The organism is Methylophaga sp. F-2, from assembly GCF_056859315.1.
In genome coordinates, this window is sequence record NZ_JBSXOF010000011.1 from 15,378 (window position 1) to 31,643 (window position 16,266).

General features: G+C 38.4%; 9 protein-coding genes. 3 read left to right on the forward strand and 6 right to left on the reverse strand.

What is annotated here, in order from left to right:
• Positions 1–116: 116 nt before the first annotated feature.
• The 3 genes from AC13DA_RS01185 to AC13DA_RS01195 all read left to right on the forward strand — a co-directional run bounded on the left by AC13DA_RS01185 (position 117) and on the right by AC13DA_RS01195 (position 3,145).
• Positions 117–1,814, forward strand: a complete 1,698-nt coding sequence (locus AC13DA_RS01185; protein WP_482945793.1) for a DUF4942 domain-containing protein — start codon at positions 117–119, stop codon at positions 1,812–1,814.
• Positions 1,815–2,205: 391 nt separating this feature from the next.
• Complete coding sequence (locus AC13DA_RS01190; RefSeq protein WP_482945794.1) at positions 2,206–2,511, forward strand: hypothetical protein; 306 nt, start codon at positions 2,206–2,208, stop codon at positions 2,509–2,511.
• The gene (locus AC13DA_RS01195; RefSeq protein WP_482945795.1) at positions 2,501–3,145 is read left to right on the forward strand and encodes a hypothetical protein; all 645 of its coding nucleotides are present in this window, start codon (positions 2,501–2,503) and stop codon (positions 3,143–3,145) included. Before AC13DA_RS01190 ends, AC13DA_RS01195 begins: the two co-directional genes overlap by 11 nt.
• 348 nt (positions 3,146–3,493) lie before the next feature.
• On the opposite strand, the gene AC13DA_RS01200 is transcribed toward AC13DA_RS01195, so the two are convergent.
• From AC13DA_RS01200 to AC13DA_RS01225, 6 genes are all read right to left on the reverse strand, one after another.
• Positions 3,494–4,174: a hypothetical protein gene (locus AC13DA_RS01200; protein ID WP_482945796.1), complete on the reverse strand. Its 681-nt coding sequence runs from the start codon at positions 4,172–4,174 to the stop codon at positions 3,494–3,496.
• Entirely contained in the window at positions 4,077–10,514 is a 6,438-nt protein-coding gene (locus tag AC13DA_RS01205; protein ID WP_482945797.1) for a P-loop NTPase family protein, read from the reverse strand. Before AC13DA_RS01205 ends, AC13DA_RS01200 begins: the two co-directional genes overlap by 98 nt.
• A gap of 136 nt (positions 10,515–10,650) precedes the next feature.
• Positions 10,651–11,205, reverse strand: coding sequence for a condensin complex protein MksE (locus AC13DA_RS01210; protein ID WP_482945798.1), 555 nt, complete (start codon positions 11,203–11,205; stop codon positions 10,651–10,653).
• Positions 11,198–12,583: a hypothetical protein gene (locus AC13DA_RS01215; protein WP_482945799.1), complete on the reverse strand. Its 1,386-nt coding sequence runs from the start codon at positions 12,581–12,583 to the stop codon at positions 11,198–11,200. The genes AC13DA_RS01210 and AC13DA_RS01215 overlap by 8 nt, the downstream gene beginning before the upstream one ends.
• Positions 12,583–15,444, reverse strand: coding sequence for a hypothetical protein (locus AC13DA_RS01220; RefSeq protein ID WP_482945800.1), 2,862 nt, complete (start codon positions 15,442–15,444; stop codon positions 12,583–12,585). The genes AC13DA_RS01215 and AC13DA_RS01220 overlap by 1 nt, the downstream gene beginning before the upstream one ends.
• The gene (locus AC13DA_RS01225) at positions 15,437–16,237 is read right to left on the reverse strand and encodes a hypothetical protein (RefSeq protein WP_482945801.1); all 801 of its coding nucleotides are present in this window, start codon (positions 16,235–16,237) and stop codon (positions 15,437–15,439) included. The genes AC13DA_RS01220 and AC13DA_RS01225 overlap by 8 nt, the downstream gene beginning before the upstream one ends.
• Between the last annotated feature and the right edge of the window lie 29 nt (positions 16,238–16,266).

Sequence of the window (16,266 nt, forward strand, 5' to 3'; positions counted from 1 at the left end):
ACGTGATCGTCACCATTCTGGAGGGCACTTGCGCGATCAAACTTCCATGAGAGATTGGATTTGAGCTTTAGGGAATCACCCTACAGCAAGCAAATTCAATCACTCTGGAGGAATAAATGAATCTGTCACCACAAAATAGCTTCAGCCCTGATAACAAAAAATCAACGATGGCCTTAGTATCGAGGATTAAAAGTGAAGATCAGGACTTTGAATGGTATCCCACTACTGAAGAAATGCTTAAAGTCATAAAAGATGACATCGATAAAATGGTTGATGACTATGAAATCAATCCTAACCCTTCTATTCTTGATTGTGGGGCTGGAGATGGGCGATCACTCAAATATCTTACTGAAGGTCAACGATACGCGATAGAGAAGTCTAAGCCCCTTATCCAGGCTATGGATAAATCGATATTTGTTATTGGTGCTGAGTTCCATCAACAGACTTTGATGGATAAAAACACGACACTAACGATTGCAAACCCTCCCTATTCAGAGTTTGAAGATTGGAGTACTAAGATTATTAGAGAGTCCAATTCAGCCTATATTTATCTCGTTATCCCTAGTCGGTGGAAGTCGAGTAAAAATATTCAGGAAGCACTCGAAATAAGAGGTGCTAAAGCAGAAACGCTTAAACAAAAAGACTTCTTATCGGCCGACCGTGTTTCCAGAGCAAAGGTCGACATTATTAAAGTCTCTCTAGTGACAAAAAGCAGACATCGATCAAGCTCAAGTCGAGCAGACACTGATCCATTTACTATTTGGTTTAACGATAATTTTAAGATTGAAAAAACATCTGGCCGTGACTTGAATGATGTATCCGCTAGCTTGAGTGAAGAGCGTATACAAAATGAGCTAGTGACAGGAAAAGACCTCATTCAAGTACTCATTCAACTGTATGAACGTGATCTCAATAAACTTATGGAAAACTACAGAGCATTTGAAACGCTTGATGCAGACTTGCTTGATGAACTAGGGGTTAGCTTCAAAGATGTCAGAGAAGGCTTGAGACTAAAAGTAAAAGGTCTCAAAAATATTTATTGGCAGGAATTGTTCAATAACCTGAAAAAAATCACCGACAAATTAACTAAATCATCACGTGAACGATTGCTATCTAACCTGACATTGAGAACAGATGTTGATTTTAACTCAGAAAATATCTATGCAGTAGTTATTTGGGTTATAAAAAATGCCAATCATTACTTTGATGAACAATTAGTCTCGCTTGTTAAAAGTATGGTCGAAAAAGCCAATATTGTTTTATATAAATCTAATACTAAGACTTATGGCGAGGAGAAATGGCGTTACTGTCGAACACCAGAAGGATTAAGTAGATATTCATTAGAAACGCGACTGGTATTAGAGCGAGCTGGGGGATTAGTTGTAAGTGAATGGAGCTTTGATTTAAACCGATATAACGGGCTAACAGGCAGAGCACATGACCTCATCATGGATATCTTAACAGTAGCTACTAACCTTGGGTTTGATACCACAAACTATGAACGGCCAATGGACTATCAATGGGAAAGTAACAAAGGTAAAGAATTTCATTCCTGGGATCATGTCACCGGTAAAAAGTCACTATTGATGACGGTAAAGGCCTTCAAGAATGGTAACTGCCATGTGAAGTTTAACCAAGCTTTCATGCGAAAACTGAATGTCGAGTTTGGACGATTAGAGGGATGGCTAAAGTCAGCTCAGGAAGCTGCAGAAGAACTTGATATTACTATTGATGAAGCAGCAGAAAGCTTTAATCAAAATCTAAAATTAACCAACACCTCTTTCCTGCAACTAGGGTTTAAAGAAGCAGCTTAGTTAGTGTCAGTGGCTTAGGGCGAATAAACAGACTTGTTATTTGCCCTTTTGCTAATGAATTGTAAATCGACAACCGTCTTGGAATTAATGAGGTAGTAAGCTTATGTATGATTTATTTAAAGTTGTTGTCATCTTCTATTTTTCTGTATCTGTATATGGTGATTTGAGAAGTCAATAGGCTATAGGGCTAAACACATACCTAGCAATTGGAGTAATCATCTCTATTACATGCTCTCTACTTTTACGTGCTGGTGAATAAGTCGCCACTATTGTTGGTTGGTGATGTATAGAAATCATCAAACTGTGACATGTTTACTTGTGTATATGGTGTCGGAAGATAACCTAACCATCAAGTGAGCAGCTGCAGTTTAATTTTATTAATGGAGCTCTCATGACTAAAAACATAAACGAAGAAGCTGAATTGTTATTGGCCACGCTATCCTCACAAACATCAATGGATATTGAACAAGCTAAAAAGTTGGCAGTTGTATTAGCTAAACAATTTCAGACTCAATCTCTTTTGGTGACTAACTCAGAGTTTGATCTGAACCCAGCTCTTGATGATATAGAGACTTTAGATAGTGTTTCCAGTCTTGCTGTAACCGGATTAATTGAGGTTGTTGGCTGCTCAACTGATGAAGCACTGCACACTGTCTTAGAGCACTTAGAAGAAGAATTTCCACACCATGCAAAATAAGGATTTATTAGTGATAAATAGATTAGGAACTCTAAGCCTCACGGCAATTGTATTAACATCAGTAATCGGTTGTTCTAGCCCAACTGATGCAAATAAAGAGAACTTTGAAACTGCGATCAATGATTATTATGAGCAAAAACCGGAGTGTTTAGATATCGGTGTACTGCCTTATAAGAGAGAGCTTTCAAAAAATCACACGGTCTTTGATGAATTTGTGGATATTGGTTTTTTGAAAGTCGAAGATGTACAAATTAAAAACCCTGCATTTGCTGCAATGTTTGATGATGAAGCACCAAAGCTTGTACCTGGTAGTGAGTATAGTCTGACAACTGAGGGTGAAAGTCAGGCAAATATAAACTCTCGTGGTAGGGTCCGTTTTTGTTACGCAAAAAATGAAGTGGTCGAAGTTACTGACTTTACTGAACCAGCTGAAAGATTTGGCTACGTCATGTCACAAGTGAGCTACACCTATAAACTAGCTAATATTGCTGACTGGGCTAAGGACTCAACTTACTTAAATGAGAAGTTTTCTGCTATTGCTCAAGCTACTGAGCATCCTGATACCATCAAAGAAGGCTCTGCTCCATTAATTCAAATGAGTGATAAATGGAAGCATGGTAAGTTGGTACATTAGACGCTCTTAAGCAAAAAAGCCCCTTGTCCTATAAGGCCAAGGGGCTTTTTTTATGCCTAACTGATTTTATAGCAGGCAAAGAAGAATACCGTAGGGACACACCCTAAAATAGATTTTTGAGGGTTAAATCTAGACAAAAAAACACTAAAGCTGGATTTGCCCTCACAAATGATATCTATTTCTAGATTTGCCAAGGATGGCTATGATTTTTAGTAACGTTAAAATTAGATTTACCACAACAGGGTATCCTCCAGGCAGTTCCCGTTGTCGACCACCAAAAGGTATGAATCCGTCAACTTAAATATCAGGATGGGTAAGACTCAACTTCAGCTAAGGGACATTATTATTTTACTTATTTTTATCTGATATCTCACTCTTCAGCTCGTTCAGTTTTCCGCACAACCTATCAATAAAATTACACACACTGTCAGTCGCATTTTCAAACTCTGTTTTATCTGACAATAAACTCTCTGATGAGCGAAACTTCAGTTCTTCTTCTGCCCAAGCAGTTAAAAAATCATATATTTTTTGTTCTTCATCGGAAAAAACAACGGGAGGAATCTGCTTGCTTCTAACCGACTCTAAAGCAACAAACTCAAGAAAGTGCAACGTTCTATATAAATCAACGACCATTGAAAAACTCTCCGCTGCAAGAGACTCATATCTACCAAGCTTGTTTCTCTCCCATACATTAGCCTCAGGAGAAAGTATGCTTAATGTATCGATAATTCCTTTAAACCGAGCTAAAGGGTATGCAAGCCCATCTAAGGAGCTTCTGTGCTCCCAGATTTTCAAAATTAGATCGACGGTCTGCTGCTGGTATGTTTCTTTTTTTTCTTGGTTTTCTTCACGTTCAACCCGATCCATCATTTCAGCTAAATGATGAGACATCCACTTTCCAAGGGTATCACAACTGTCGGAGAAACCCAGCTCAGTCGCTAGGTGATGTCCAAGTACCAACACGTCCTTCAGTGGTAAAGATTTCTCCAGTTCTTCTGAAAAGATAGAGTCTTGCATACCGCGCTTCATTTTGGGACTCTTCGTCATATTTTGTAATTCCATCTTTAGTCACCCTTCGTGTTATTTCAACCTCAAGAACTAAATCTAAATCAACTATCTTCAAATATTTCTTGAGGTGACTCAATGAGATTTTCAAACGATGCCCATCAGAAAATACATTACCATCGTAGATGTACTCTCTCTGTCTAGAGTCATCTCTTGCATCTCCCCAAGCCTCATAGGCAAATACGCTATCCCCGTAGTTATCAATCCATGAAACTGGATAGTTATTGGACCGACGCAATCCTAATACTTCAATCGTATTATCTGAAGGCATGCTTTCAATCATATGAACACCATGATTAAACACATCTTTTTGATCTAAACGAGCATCACCAGAGTGCTCGCTAAGCCAACCAAGTAGTAAAAATGGATCTTCATCTATCTCAAATTCATGGCCAACAGGTGGTAAGCGGTAGTCGTAGGAGTCATAGGATGTTTGAAGCGCCCTAATCAATGACAATCCGGTATCAGGGTTAACAAGGGAAGACGATATTCTCACACTGGAACGATGATTACTGGTGCGAATATCATGATATGAATCCACAACCAGACTTCCATCTTCAGAGGTTAAACCAAGCTCCAAATCAAAATCTTCAGCGCTAATTGTAGCCACCCAATCTTCTGCCTCGACAGCAGGTGGTTTGTGATAACGTAATTCTAATGGTGTCGGGCATCTGAGATCACTTGACCAGTGAGGTGGTTGAGTTAGCCCCCCCCGTCTCAAAAAACCGTTTAATGTTCCATAGTCGTCGTCATATTCTGATTCCGCTAATGACTTTTCTACCATTAAAGAACCGAGACTACACCACATGGCGTGCCACTCTAGATAATAACTATGACGCTCTATAGTCGGCATTGAACCATGGCTGTGGCTATAAAGGCTGTAGTTAGCGTTTTGAAATTTATGTTTTCTTGGTTCGTTTTCCCATATTGATAAGTCGGAGCCGCTCTTCCAGCAATCCATGATCCAAGCTTCTGCCTCGTCAAGAAACATTTCTTCGTCCACATCAGCAAAACATCCTATAGCGCTGGGGTATACATATCTGAGGGTATCTAATGAATCAAATTTAAATTTTCTCTCCTTGCCTCCTTCGTGGAATCCTCCCCGAGAAACTCTACGTTTCGATTTTTCGGATGTTAATTTCGAAGTATTGATAGCATGCAATGCTGTTATTTCCTGCTCATCAAAATCAATAAAACCATTTGAAAGAAGCTTCATCAAACAGGATTTGGCAAAATGGCGTATTAATACATGTGGGAAATCCTGATCATTGGCAATGCTCAATAACCAGCGGGCGGCGGGAATGATAGCTTCCGGGACCTCAGATGCAATTCGATCAAATGTAACAATGAGCCAAAGACGTGCTGACAACCAATAGAAAGGCGCATTATCTTTGCGATAGCCTGGCATGGATTGACGGTCATATAAATCGGTTAACGCCATAATTATCTTGAAATCGCCCATTCTTACACACGCTCTAACACCATGTGCCGCTCGCCACCTAACTCTGGTATCTATATCACCTAAGAATGAATAAAGTTGGTTTGCAAGTGCTAAATCAACTGAAAATTCAGACTTGATTGTATTTGTCGTAAGTTTTAACCGTGAGGTTAATCGCTGAACATAACGAGTGGTGACATCTACAATCTCCTCTTCTCTGCAATAGTCCGTCAGTAACCTGATCACTGAATATAGCTGAGGCAAGGACAAAATTTCAGAGTTTTTTTCTAATCCCTCCAGTAGCAAGCTAACCGTTTCTTGCCTACTTAAATTAAGGCCATGAATAATATCTTTCAGTATAGGTTTTTCGTAGCCATAATGTTCATCATAAGAAAACTGGCCCAAATGATTAACAATTAAGATTGGCAGATTTTCCTCTTTCCAAGCTGATATGGAGTGAGATGACGCTATCCATAAATCGATGCAGTCAATTAACGTTTTAGCCCAGGTATAGCCAAAATCATCAATTACATATTCATCGGTCAAAACATCTAGAAATGCAATTCGATGTTTTGATTCCAAACGATTGATTATAGATCTCAATATGTCATCACTTGTAAGGTAAAAATCTTTACCTCTAGCTTTTGTTAGCTTGGTGTGAAGTGAACTCATGAAATCGGAAGGTGAATCAAAGGAAATTTCTGCTAATTTTATATTTTCAAGGAACTCGCGTTCCTTTAATTTCCTAGTTGTCGAATCAAGTTTGTCTTTGCTGGTGTTGGTCTTGGTACTTTTTTTTGATTTTGATTTAAATTCAATCAATTGGTTTAGTGCTGAATGCCAATATTCGCTACTATCGGTATACGGAACTAACTCATTTAATTCCCGACATACTTTTGATCTGCCGCTTCTGTTGAATCTCAATAACTCAGCTTTTGCAATTTCCTCTATCAGTTGACTAGCTTCTTGTTCGCTCGTAGCTGACGCTAATTTAGCCACAAGCTTCTCACTTAAATCATCACAGAAATTAAGCAAGGATACAGCCTGCGCAGAATTTATCGTTCCGTTTGAAATTCCCCTAGACATCAACGCAGGAAGAGATTCGCTAGCTTGAATCAAATCACAATCTTCCCAATACCCGATAAGGCTGATCGCTTTCGGCATGTCCAATATGGCAACAGCAGAAATTGCATCATCCCAAGGAAAATGGTCATAACCATCAAGAAGAGTACCGTACTCCGTTATTATCGTTGCCATTTGACTTGCTATTTGTTGCGATTCTGCGGACGAAAAGTGGTTTTTGGAGTTTTTGGATAACGCTGAAAATAGAGCCACATCATGCATAGCATCAACATCAACTTCATTAGCGATATCAATTGCTATTTTAAACACTTCTCTAGCTTCGTCATTATCTACAAAAAGCAAAGTCCTGGACAAATCCAAAAGAATGTTGATCTTTTCGTTCGCCGCTGCCTTTAGATTTTTTACTTCAACTGAACGATCGTAGATATCCTTAACAACTATCGGTTTCAACTCCGGTATTTTTATTAAACTTGCAATGAGTTTACGCTGGCCAGGTGAATATACTGACGGCCATTCTTTAAACGTTGCCTTAGCCAAGGATAGTACTGTATTCATATCGATATCAGGCACAACGGACAGCTTGGCTACTGACAAAGCAAGCTGAGTACATATGGATTCAAAATAATGCTCCCTAGACAACCTCCAAGAATTTGCAGACAAAGAACTTAGTGCAGACTTAACTTTGTCTTCAGTATTTTCTGGCAAGATATTGGACAGCAAAACATCCGCTCTAACAGCATAAACAGATATTAAACCTGACAGGTTTTCCTTTATCTCTTTGTGCTTTTCCGATAACTTTTGTTTCTGCCTATTTTTTTCCACCTCATCAATATCATCAGGTATTTCCGTATCAATCCAATACGATTCTATTGTGACGTCGAGACAGCGATGACGCATCAACAAAGAGTAAGCCCTAAAAGCAACATCATTTTTAAGAACATCTTGTATGAAGATATTATTAACTAAGCGCCATCTATCTGGGCATAGATACTCAAGGATTGGTTCAATAGAGGATAAATCTATTCCATTGGCAGCCAATATTTCACAGCCACTAAGTAGCATTTCAGCATAGCTGAAACCGTCTTTGTATTCAGAGGTATGCCTTTCCAGCTCTTTCAGATCGCAATATTTCAGTATTTTCTTGTTACACAGTGACTTCTCAAGAGAAATACAATTAATGTAATGGCCAATAAGCGCCAAAGGTATGCTGAAGAGTGATGCCCAAGGTTCTGGGATACAGCCACTATCCAAAAATTCTTGAATTGTGTCTGCCTTACCCGATGATAATAGACGCTCTAACAGTATCAACGCGATCTCGTAATGAATATTTTTCGGCTTCCAGCTACAAATAAATTCATACGCAGCTTGGTGACCTTCCATATCTAGCACTGAATGAGCAACAGCAGCAATATCTTCAAGCTCTACTGGCCACGGCTCTATATGTTGGTAGGCGTGCTGACTTTGCTCGGATTTTTGTCGGTCAATATCATCACTTCGCCGATTCATCCATTCACGAAGAATGCGTTTCTTTTCACGAGCAGCGATAAAGTCTTTGTCAGCTGCATCACGAGCAATAATATGCGACAAGAACCGCCCATGACTTTCATATTTTTTTGACGAATAAAGTATATTCCGTCCCACAGTATCGGACGCAAAATGGACGGACAAATCCGGATTTTCAGCGATAATTTTGTCTACGGCATAATCTGTTTTAATAGCTTCAGCACCAACCAACAAGGTAAATATTGCATCTGCTGGTTCACCAGCTGAACGACACACTTTCATTGCGAGTTGCAACCGCTGGCGTTGCACTTCTCGACGAATTATTTGGTCCTTTATAGCTTTTGGTGCTTCATTTTCTTCAATGATTTTTATAATTTCTTGGCCTTGCCCAGCAGAAAATAACGCTGAAGCCAAATGCATTGCTGAATATTCATCACTTTCATGATTAGCGCTGAAATGTGCTGCCGCACGCTGATAAGCCTCCAACAGCTTTGGTTCTGCCTTACCTCTGACAAAGAATTCAACATCCTCGTCAAGAAACCCCACTTTGTCTTCAAGAACTCTAATTCCGGGAAGGTCAGAGACAATGTCGTTAACCCTATCTATTGATATTCCTACAACACTAGCCAAGTGTCGCTTTGGAACTGGTGCAGGTAATGCTATTAACGATGAACAAACGAGAGACAAGACATCAGAATTACCGTCTTTCAAAATCGCCTCTTCAAAGCGGGCTTCAAAGATTTGATCCAATCCCTTTCCATTGGGTCTTAAAAATTCGATCGCTTTGCCCGGATCTGATTCAGCATAATCGAATGCGTAACTTTGTACTCGTGGATTCTGATTAGATAAATTATGAAAATCCTCTATCCATGCTTCAGTTGCGTTAGGATATTGGTTCAACACATTAAGCGCTGTTTCTTCCAGTGAGAAGTTAGAAATTTCTACCGAGGTATATTTAGGCGGAATAGATAAGGAATCTAAACGCCCAGTTCTCGCAGAGATCATCAACCTAACATTGCTTGGTAAACTACCTATTTTAATCAATTCATGAACAAAGCTGGTTTCTTCCGGTTTACACTGACTTGCACCCGTTACAGAATTATCCGCAGCATCAATAACGACAACCAATAATGCATTATCTTCTTGCGCCTCTAAAACTTTGCTTGCACTTTCGATTCTTAACGAAAAGGCCTTAATGAAATCTACAGAATTATTCTGGCTAATCAACAAAGGTAATCGCAATCGAGCCGAGGTTTCATTGATTATTTGCAAGTAAGCATCTTTCGGTCTATGCCGATATGCTTCACTATGCATATAAGTGCCCGCGCCATAACAATCATATGTAATCATGACTGAGCCTTCGGGCAACAAACTTTCAACCTGTTTTAGTAGAGTTGTCTTACCACTACCGCCTTCGCCATGCAGGCAGATAAATTGATCACCATTAGCCATGGCAGCTTGTATCGCAACAGCAGCACTTCTTTTAACTGAGTTTCTTAATGTCTTGAGTCTTGAGGGGCATGGGAATAGAGCAAGGGGGTCAGAAACATTCATCCATGTCAGTATTGTTTCTCTCGTGATATAACTTCCTGTGGCCTCCGGTAGCATCAGCTTATGAACACGGTCTTTCAAATCCAACACAAACCCTCGGTCTGCACTATGTGTTAGATTTAAAATTTCATTAATCGCGTTTTCTTCCTGCTCAAAGCGAGAGCCTGTACCACAGCCAGAAACGTCGAAGAGCGTAATAAACTTCTTAAAATTTATTTTACTGAGGCCACTGGCATCCCTCAATGTTTCGTGTTTCGTGTTGCTGGCATCAAAGAGTGATCTCTGAAGGTCTGTACCAATAGGTCGATTACTGACTAGCCTGATTGTTAGCGCACCAGCACTGATCAAATCTGGCCTAGTTTTCAATATCGCGCAAAATGAATCAGCAAGTCCTTTGATAATGCTGTTATTTGAAGATTTCGACTTGGAGCTTGTTAGCTCCGAAACAGTCCAGTTCTTTTCAGGCGTTGATGAAGAATACTTTAGCTGTTCAATGACAACCTTTTCAGCCTGCTCTACTGTATGGCCACCATAAAATAAGCCACAATCAACGGAGTCCCATTCCGTCAACTCCTGAGTATTTTTATCATCAAGATTTACACCTTCAACTGTTACGGCAACCAATGATGTATCCGGTTCGAGCAGTTGCAATGCTAAACGAAGCGCCCACCATTCATGAAAATCATCGCCAGTATTAGAGGCTCTTGCACCTAAATATTCTGCTTTCATGTCTTAGTCATTGATTCATACTTTATGCCTGCTTTCGGTCGAAAAGTGATCCTATAAACAGTCAGAATAATCTCATACCAAAGGTTTGATATTAGTGTTATTTGGGTTAGCACACAAAGAAAATATATACATCATCCTAAACATTATCGTAGAAGTACGCGAAGATCTCTTGAAAAAAAGCATTTCCTGCATCAGATAGCACATATGCATCACTACCTACCTTTTCTAACATAATATTTCGTTCAACTAATGTTGATTTGATGTGACTTAAAAGGCTTTTTTTCATATCCGCTTTATCAAGCGTCTCTCTAATATCGGGCAGCTCTTCCATTAATGAGATGTCGCTGTGAGTAAGGCCACTACCCATAGGCTCTATTTTAGATGTCTTGTAATTTCGCGTATTAAGATACTTTGCAATAAGCAGGAGTAATACATACACCTTCATGGACGCATCTGTTTTGAGAGAATCAGCCTCAATACCTGTATTTTGAAGAAGAATATAGTTTTCGTTGACTTCCAGTTGATAGCCAGACATGCGGTACTGTTTTCTATACTCATCTTCAAACTGAATTATTTCATCAAACAACGGGTTTGAGTTAAGCTCAGAGTTGTTTTCTAAGACATGTCTATTGATGACTTGGCCGTTCATGAGCTGTTCAAAAATTGCTTTACTATTGATAAAATCAGCCATGTGATTGAGGACTCCATCGTATCGGTAAATAAATTAAATAATAAGTCTTGTCTTCAAGGCGTTTGGCATCTGCTTCTATCCAAATAATATTGGTCATATTAAGCGGAATAAAGCTTTCCAAGGCATAAAGCAGATCTATGAGTGAATAGTTTTCAAGTTTCTGAGACAAAATAAGATTAAGTTCTTGGTGAATATCAGCTGTAGGCTCTAGCATGTCTATTTTTAGAATAATATTCCCAATCTTCTCCTGCCTATCCCTATCGAGATTGACATTGGGTGGCACCGGTTTAAGTGCACTTTTATTGTTAGGCGTCTCCATAGACTGGATATGTTGCATGTACTCTTTTAAACGTCTAACGCTTCTATAACCTTCCCACTTCAGTTTCTTTTTGAACCGTTGCTGTGGAATTAAACCATCCAAAGAACTAAAGTGACTAAATATTCCACTCTCAGGCGTTAACTTGAATCCGCGACTTAAACCATGTCTACGTTCTTGGATCGATGCCATAAGTTGAGTGTATGCTGCTTCAATTGCGATGAATGAACGTCGATCTGCCTCAAGAGAGGTCGAGTATTGTTTTAATTTTCGCTCAAACTCGGAGACATCTTTGTAATAACTACTTATTGCTGTTTTGGCATAACCAATCTTTTGCGCCGTTGTAGAGTGAATACCACCATAGTTGTCATGCCACTCAATAATGGTGTCTACAGCATCAGAGAAATTGTCTTTTGCTACCAGCGGGGTGGCATTTAAGAATTCAAAACAAGGTAGTACATACCTGTTGTATAAACGATTAACCCGATCGTAAAGTGTATTAATATTGATATTTGCATCAGGTATATCACTATTGAGTTTTTTATAATCCGTTGCTAATTCATCAACTTTTACTTCAAGACGTTCCGCATTTGCTTTTATTTTTGAATGAATACCATTCATGACCTCATGGTAACTAAGCATGGCATCACGATATTCATCGGAACCTATGAGCGAACCTGTTACTTGCCTAACAGACTCTTCCAGATTAGCCCTCATAAGTTCAAAGTCTTTTCTATTTAACTCTCTAGCTCGTTTTACATCGATAAATCTCAGCAATTCAACAATGACTGATTGCAATATAAGCATGCCTGATTGTTTTTCATTTTTAAGAAAAATACCATTTTCTAAAAGTGAATCTATCGACAGATGATTTATCGCATTAAGATCATCATTAGCCGTGGCCTTGGGAATAATAAAGTGGCTATATTGTTTGTAGTAAAGTTGTGTCGGAACAGCATAAGCACCATCATTATCATATTGATTGATGTAATCCAGAAGACTTAAAAAAGCTTCTTGATACCTAAGTACTGAAGTGATCAGAACGTCACGTTGGAGCTTCATTAAAGTTTGCCTATAGACTCTACATGCTTAGGCAGACTTTTTAAGTTACAACCATCAACCATCAAATTATTTACATAAAACCTATCAATTCTGGCCCAACGTCCAACTTTTTTGTTAATCAGAGCTGAATACTCAGGTGTGGCACAGAAAATTGAAAAACCATGTTCAGTTATCTGGGCAATGGTTGCTGGCGCATTAGCATGGTCTAGCGTGCCAATTTCATCAACAATAATAGGCATTTTTAAACGTATTCCAGCCTGAGTAATACGAGAGAGTAAAACAGACATTAAAAAGGCATTAATGGTAGTAGTTGTTCCGCCTGATTGACCTTTGTCTTCGACTTTCCCAGTATCACGTTTTGTATAACTAGGAGTTACACGTTCGATAATGTCTTTTAGTCGTAAGCGACCGGATTTTTTGTCAAAGAAATCTGATGAAAACCTTGTTATTTTTCTATAAAACTCTGCATCTATGAATTTTTCCGAATCAATATCGTGCTTTTTAAGTGAGTTAAGAATTTCATTAAAGGCAGCCTTCTTGTGAACATGAATAGTTACATCTTTTAAATTTGAAATAGTTTTTTCATTCATCTGAGTATTAATTGACCTTACCTCTCTCTGTAAAGCCTCATCAGCTTCCCGAAGTTCATTAAGTTGACTATTAATACGCTGATTATGTGTTTTTATTGCATACAACAAACGATCTAAATCATTTGCCAGCGTTGCGTAACTAGTGGTGTAAATCTGTATGTTTCGTTCAAAGTCCCCCATTTCAGAACACACTCTATCTCTATCAATATCAGGATGTTTAAATTCAGCATCAAGGCGGTGATAGTATTTATCAACTTCATTCAGACTAGCTTGGAGGTCAATCGCAAGCTGCTGTATATTTTCTGCAGCTTCTAATGAACACGCTAGCGTCAGTGAAGTATCTGTCTGAGAAGAGGGGGAAATTCTCTGTATTGCATCATTCAACCGCTGTTTAATAGTATTAAAGCCATTCTTTTTATTTACTAGTTTTCCTACAGCTTCATTTTTTTTAATATCCTCGACACTCGCTGTAGCTTGCTGCTCTTCAATAAGTTTTTTTTCTGACTTTAATGTTTCCATTTCCCCCTTAAGGACGGCTTCTTTTTCTTCATCATCACGTACATCTTGTTCTTTACTCTCTATACCTGCAATAAGAAGACGGTCAGCTTTAGTCTGTTTTAGTTCTGAGGCATCTCTTTTGATTAGAAACTCAACATTATCTTGCTTGATTTGTTCATTTAACTCTTTAATTTCATCGTCAAGTTCAGCGCGAATATCATTCTTGGATGAAAGTTTTTCACTCCACTCAGATAGAATTTTCTCTGGGTCATATTCGTGTTTTTTTACACCTTCAATGGTGGCACCTTTGAGAGTTAAAAAGTCAGCACCATCAAAACCAAATAGAGCAGTAAATGCATTAATAATATTCTTATCTTCCCCGGTGATAGCTATCATAGGTTTAGCTAATTCTTGGTTCAATGAGTGTAAAACTAATCGGGAATGGTCATTTTCTATTTGATAGAGAAAGGTCTTTTCAGTATTAGTCACCAAGACCTTGAGTTCATCAATTTCTTTAATTAATTTATTTCGTTCACGTACTTTCATTTGAAGTCGTTTTTCAGCACCATTTTGTTCATCATATTGTTTAAGTGCAGTTATTAGAATATTGATATCTTCATCTAACATATCCAATACTTCTTTCTGAGACTTGCCTGGATAACGGCCTAGTAATTCTTTTCCGTCAATGACAGCTTGTTTATCTTTTTTTAACCGTTCACAATGAGTCTTGTATTCTCCTTCTTTTCTGTTGTACTCACGGTTTTTATCAAGTAGGTTTATATCCAGTCGCTTCTTCGTTTTTCTGGCCACATCAGCAGCTTCTTCGGCAGCTTTAAGATCTGGCTGAAAAGTTTCGTAGTCTTTTTTGTATGAATGGAGGAGCGCGTTAACTTGTACTGAATATGATTGATAAAGCTGTTTAGCTGTATCAAAAGATTTTTTGGCCTGTTGATATAAGGGTTCTGCATTTTTAATAGCTAAAAGTCTCGTGTCTTCTGCATACAATGATTCGTACTCATCAACTAATTCAGAGAAGTTTGTATCTAGTCTTTCTTTATTTCGATCACGACTCATTTCAACTAATGCTGCAATTGCATTAGGCAAACTCTCTTGAGAACTTTTTCCTGACTCAAATGAAAGCTGATAAATAGATCTAAATGCTTGAATTGCATCATCGTTTAAGGACTGTAAAGGTAATACGCAATAACGACTTTCTTCAGGGGTACCGTAATGTCCACTGAACATCCGTTGGACGAGCTCTTTTTGATCGCTAACCTTAATACCATTATGTTTTTTTCTATACTCCTCAATTAGCGAAGTATTTAAATTGGGGTTGATTTCTCCACTATCTTCATTAGAAAACAGGCTACGTATTCTGGCGTATTCTTGAGGAATAAAGAAACGACTGTAATGATAGTTACTAGTTCTATAGCAGATCATGCAAAACTTGCCTTGAGGGTTTTCAACCTCGAGAACAATGTAAGAGCGTGGGTCAGGAAAGTAATAATCATATGAATCATCATATCGATATGCACCATCCTTTCCTGTAAAGCGAAATGTTTTATCGCATTGGAAGAAGTTAACCTGAGGATATAACGCGATTTTTATTCCTGCCAAACTACCTGTTTTGCCCACATTGTTAACGCCATAGATAACCATGCTCTCATCTAGAATGATTTCAGAATAACCATGGCCGGCAGAGTTAATAAAAACAAGTCGCTTTAAAGTATAGTCACTCAACTCAAATTGAAGATTTTTGTATGCTTTATCCATAAATATATGACTCCTGTTCTAGTGTTTTTCCATACTTTGTAATCAAATCGCAAACAGGTCGAAGGCTAGGAGTATTCCGGCCAATTAAATCGACTTGTTCCAAATAATCATGTTGTCTACGCCGAACCACATGTTGAAGCCTCGCCTCAATATCAATCGGTACAAGAAATTCAACCTTATCATCGCCATACATTAACTTAAGTATGTTTGCTATTTTCAAGCCACCTAAGTCTAAGTCGAGTGCAAGGTAAATTGATTGATAATGTTTAAATAAACTGTGGTGTAACTTATTACTAATGGCATTGCCAGAGGCGTAATAAATATCAATAGGATCACACTCATCAAAGGGGGCATTCTTAGCTAAGAAAGTAAATGTAGACCTAGCGTTTAAAAAATTATCGCAATTTTCAAGTATGAGACATTTGTTTGTCTGTTTGATCTGAGGGCTGAATTGACCATGTCGATCAAATTCAATGACTTGTGAGTGCCCAAAGTTTTGTTTAAAGACGAGTAATGAACCCCCAACAGATGTTTCATGGCTTCTATTTTGCTGTGCTAATGAACTTCTCTGCCTAGTGTCAGTTTCAGCAAGTCGCTTTAAATCTGAGTGTAATCGTTCACTTAAAATGGTAACTATATATTTATCATCTTTGACTTTATTAGCACTAAACAAACTATGTGAAACTGTGAAATCTAGCTTAAGCGCCTCTACCAATCTGTAAAATGCTGGATAATTTATAGCTAAACCTATCTCAATTTTGTCAATGTATTGCTTAAGTCGTCTAACTGACATTTCGTAGCCCTCAAAAAATACTATAAATA

Excerpts from the sequence above, each read along its gene's own strand:
- AC13DA_RS01185 (WP_482945793.1), top strand. The coding sequence starts at position 117 with ATGAATCTGTCACCACAAAATAGCTTCAGCCCTGATAACAAAAAATCA.
- AC13DA_RS01190 (WP_482945794.1), top strand. The coding sequence starts at position 2,206 with ATGACTAAAAACATAAACGAAGAAGCTGAATTGTTATTGGCCACGCTA.
- AC13DA_RS01195 (WP_482945795.1), top strand. The coding sequence starts at position 2,501 with ATGCAAAATAAGGATTTATTAGTGATAAATAGATTAGGAACTCTAAGC.
- AC13DA_RS01200 (WP_482945796.1), bottom strand. The coding sequence starts at position 4,174 with ATGAAGCGCGGTATGCAAGACTCTATCTTTTCAGAAGAACTGGAGAAA.
- AC13DA_RS01205 (WP_482945797.1), bottom strand. The coding sequence starts at position 10,514 with ATGAAAGCAGAATATTTAGGTGCAAGAGCCTCTAATACTGGCGATGAT.
- AC13DA_RS01210 (WP_482945798.1), bottom strand. The coding sequence starts at position 11,205 with ATGGCTGATTTTATCAATAGTAAAGCAATTTTTGAACAGCTCATGAAC.
- AC13DA_RS01215 (WP_482945799.1), bottom strand. The coding sequence starts at position 12,583 with ATGAAGCTCCAACGTGACGTTCTGATCACTTCAGTACTTAGGTATCAA.
- AC13DA_RS01220 (WP_482945800.1), bottom strand. The coding sequence starts at position 15,444 with ATGGATAAAGCATACAAAAATCTTCAATTTGAGTTGAGTGACTATACT.
- AC13DA_RS01225 (WP_482945801.1), bottom strand. The coding sequence starts at position 16,237 with ATGTCAGTTAGACGACTTAAGCAATACATTGACAAAATTGAGATAGGT.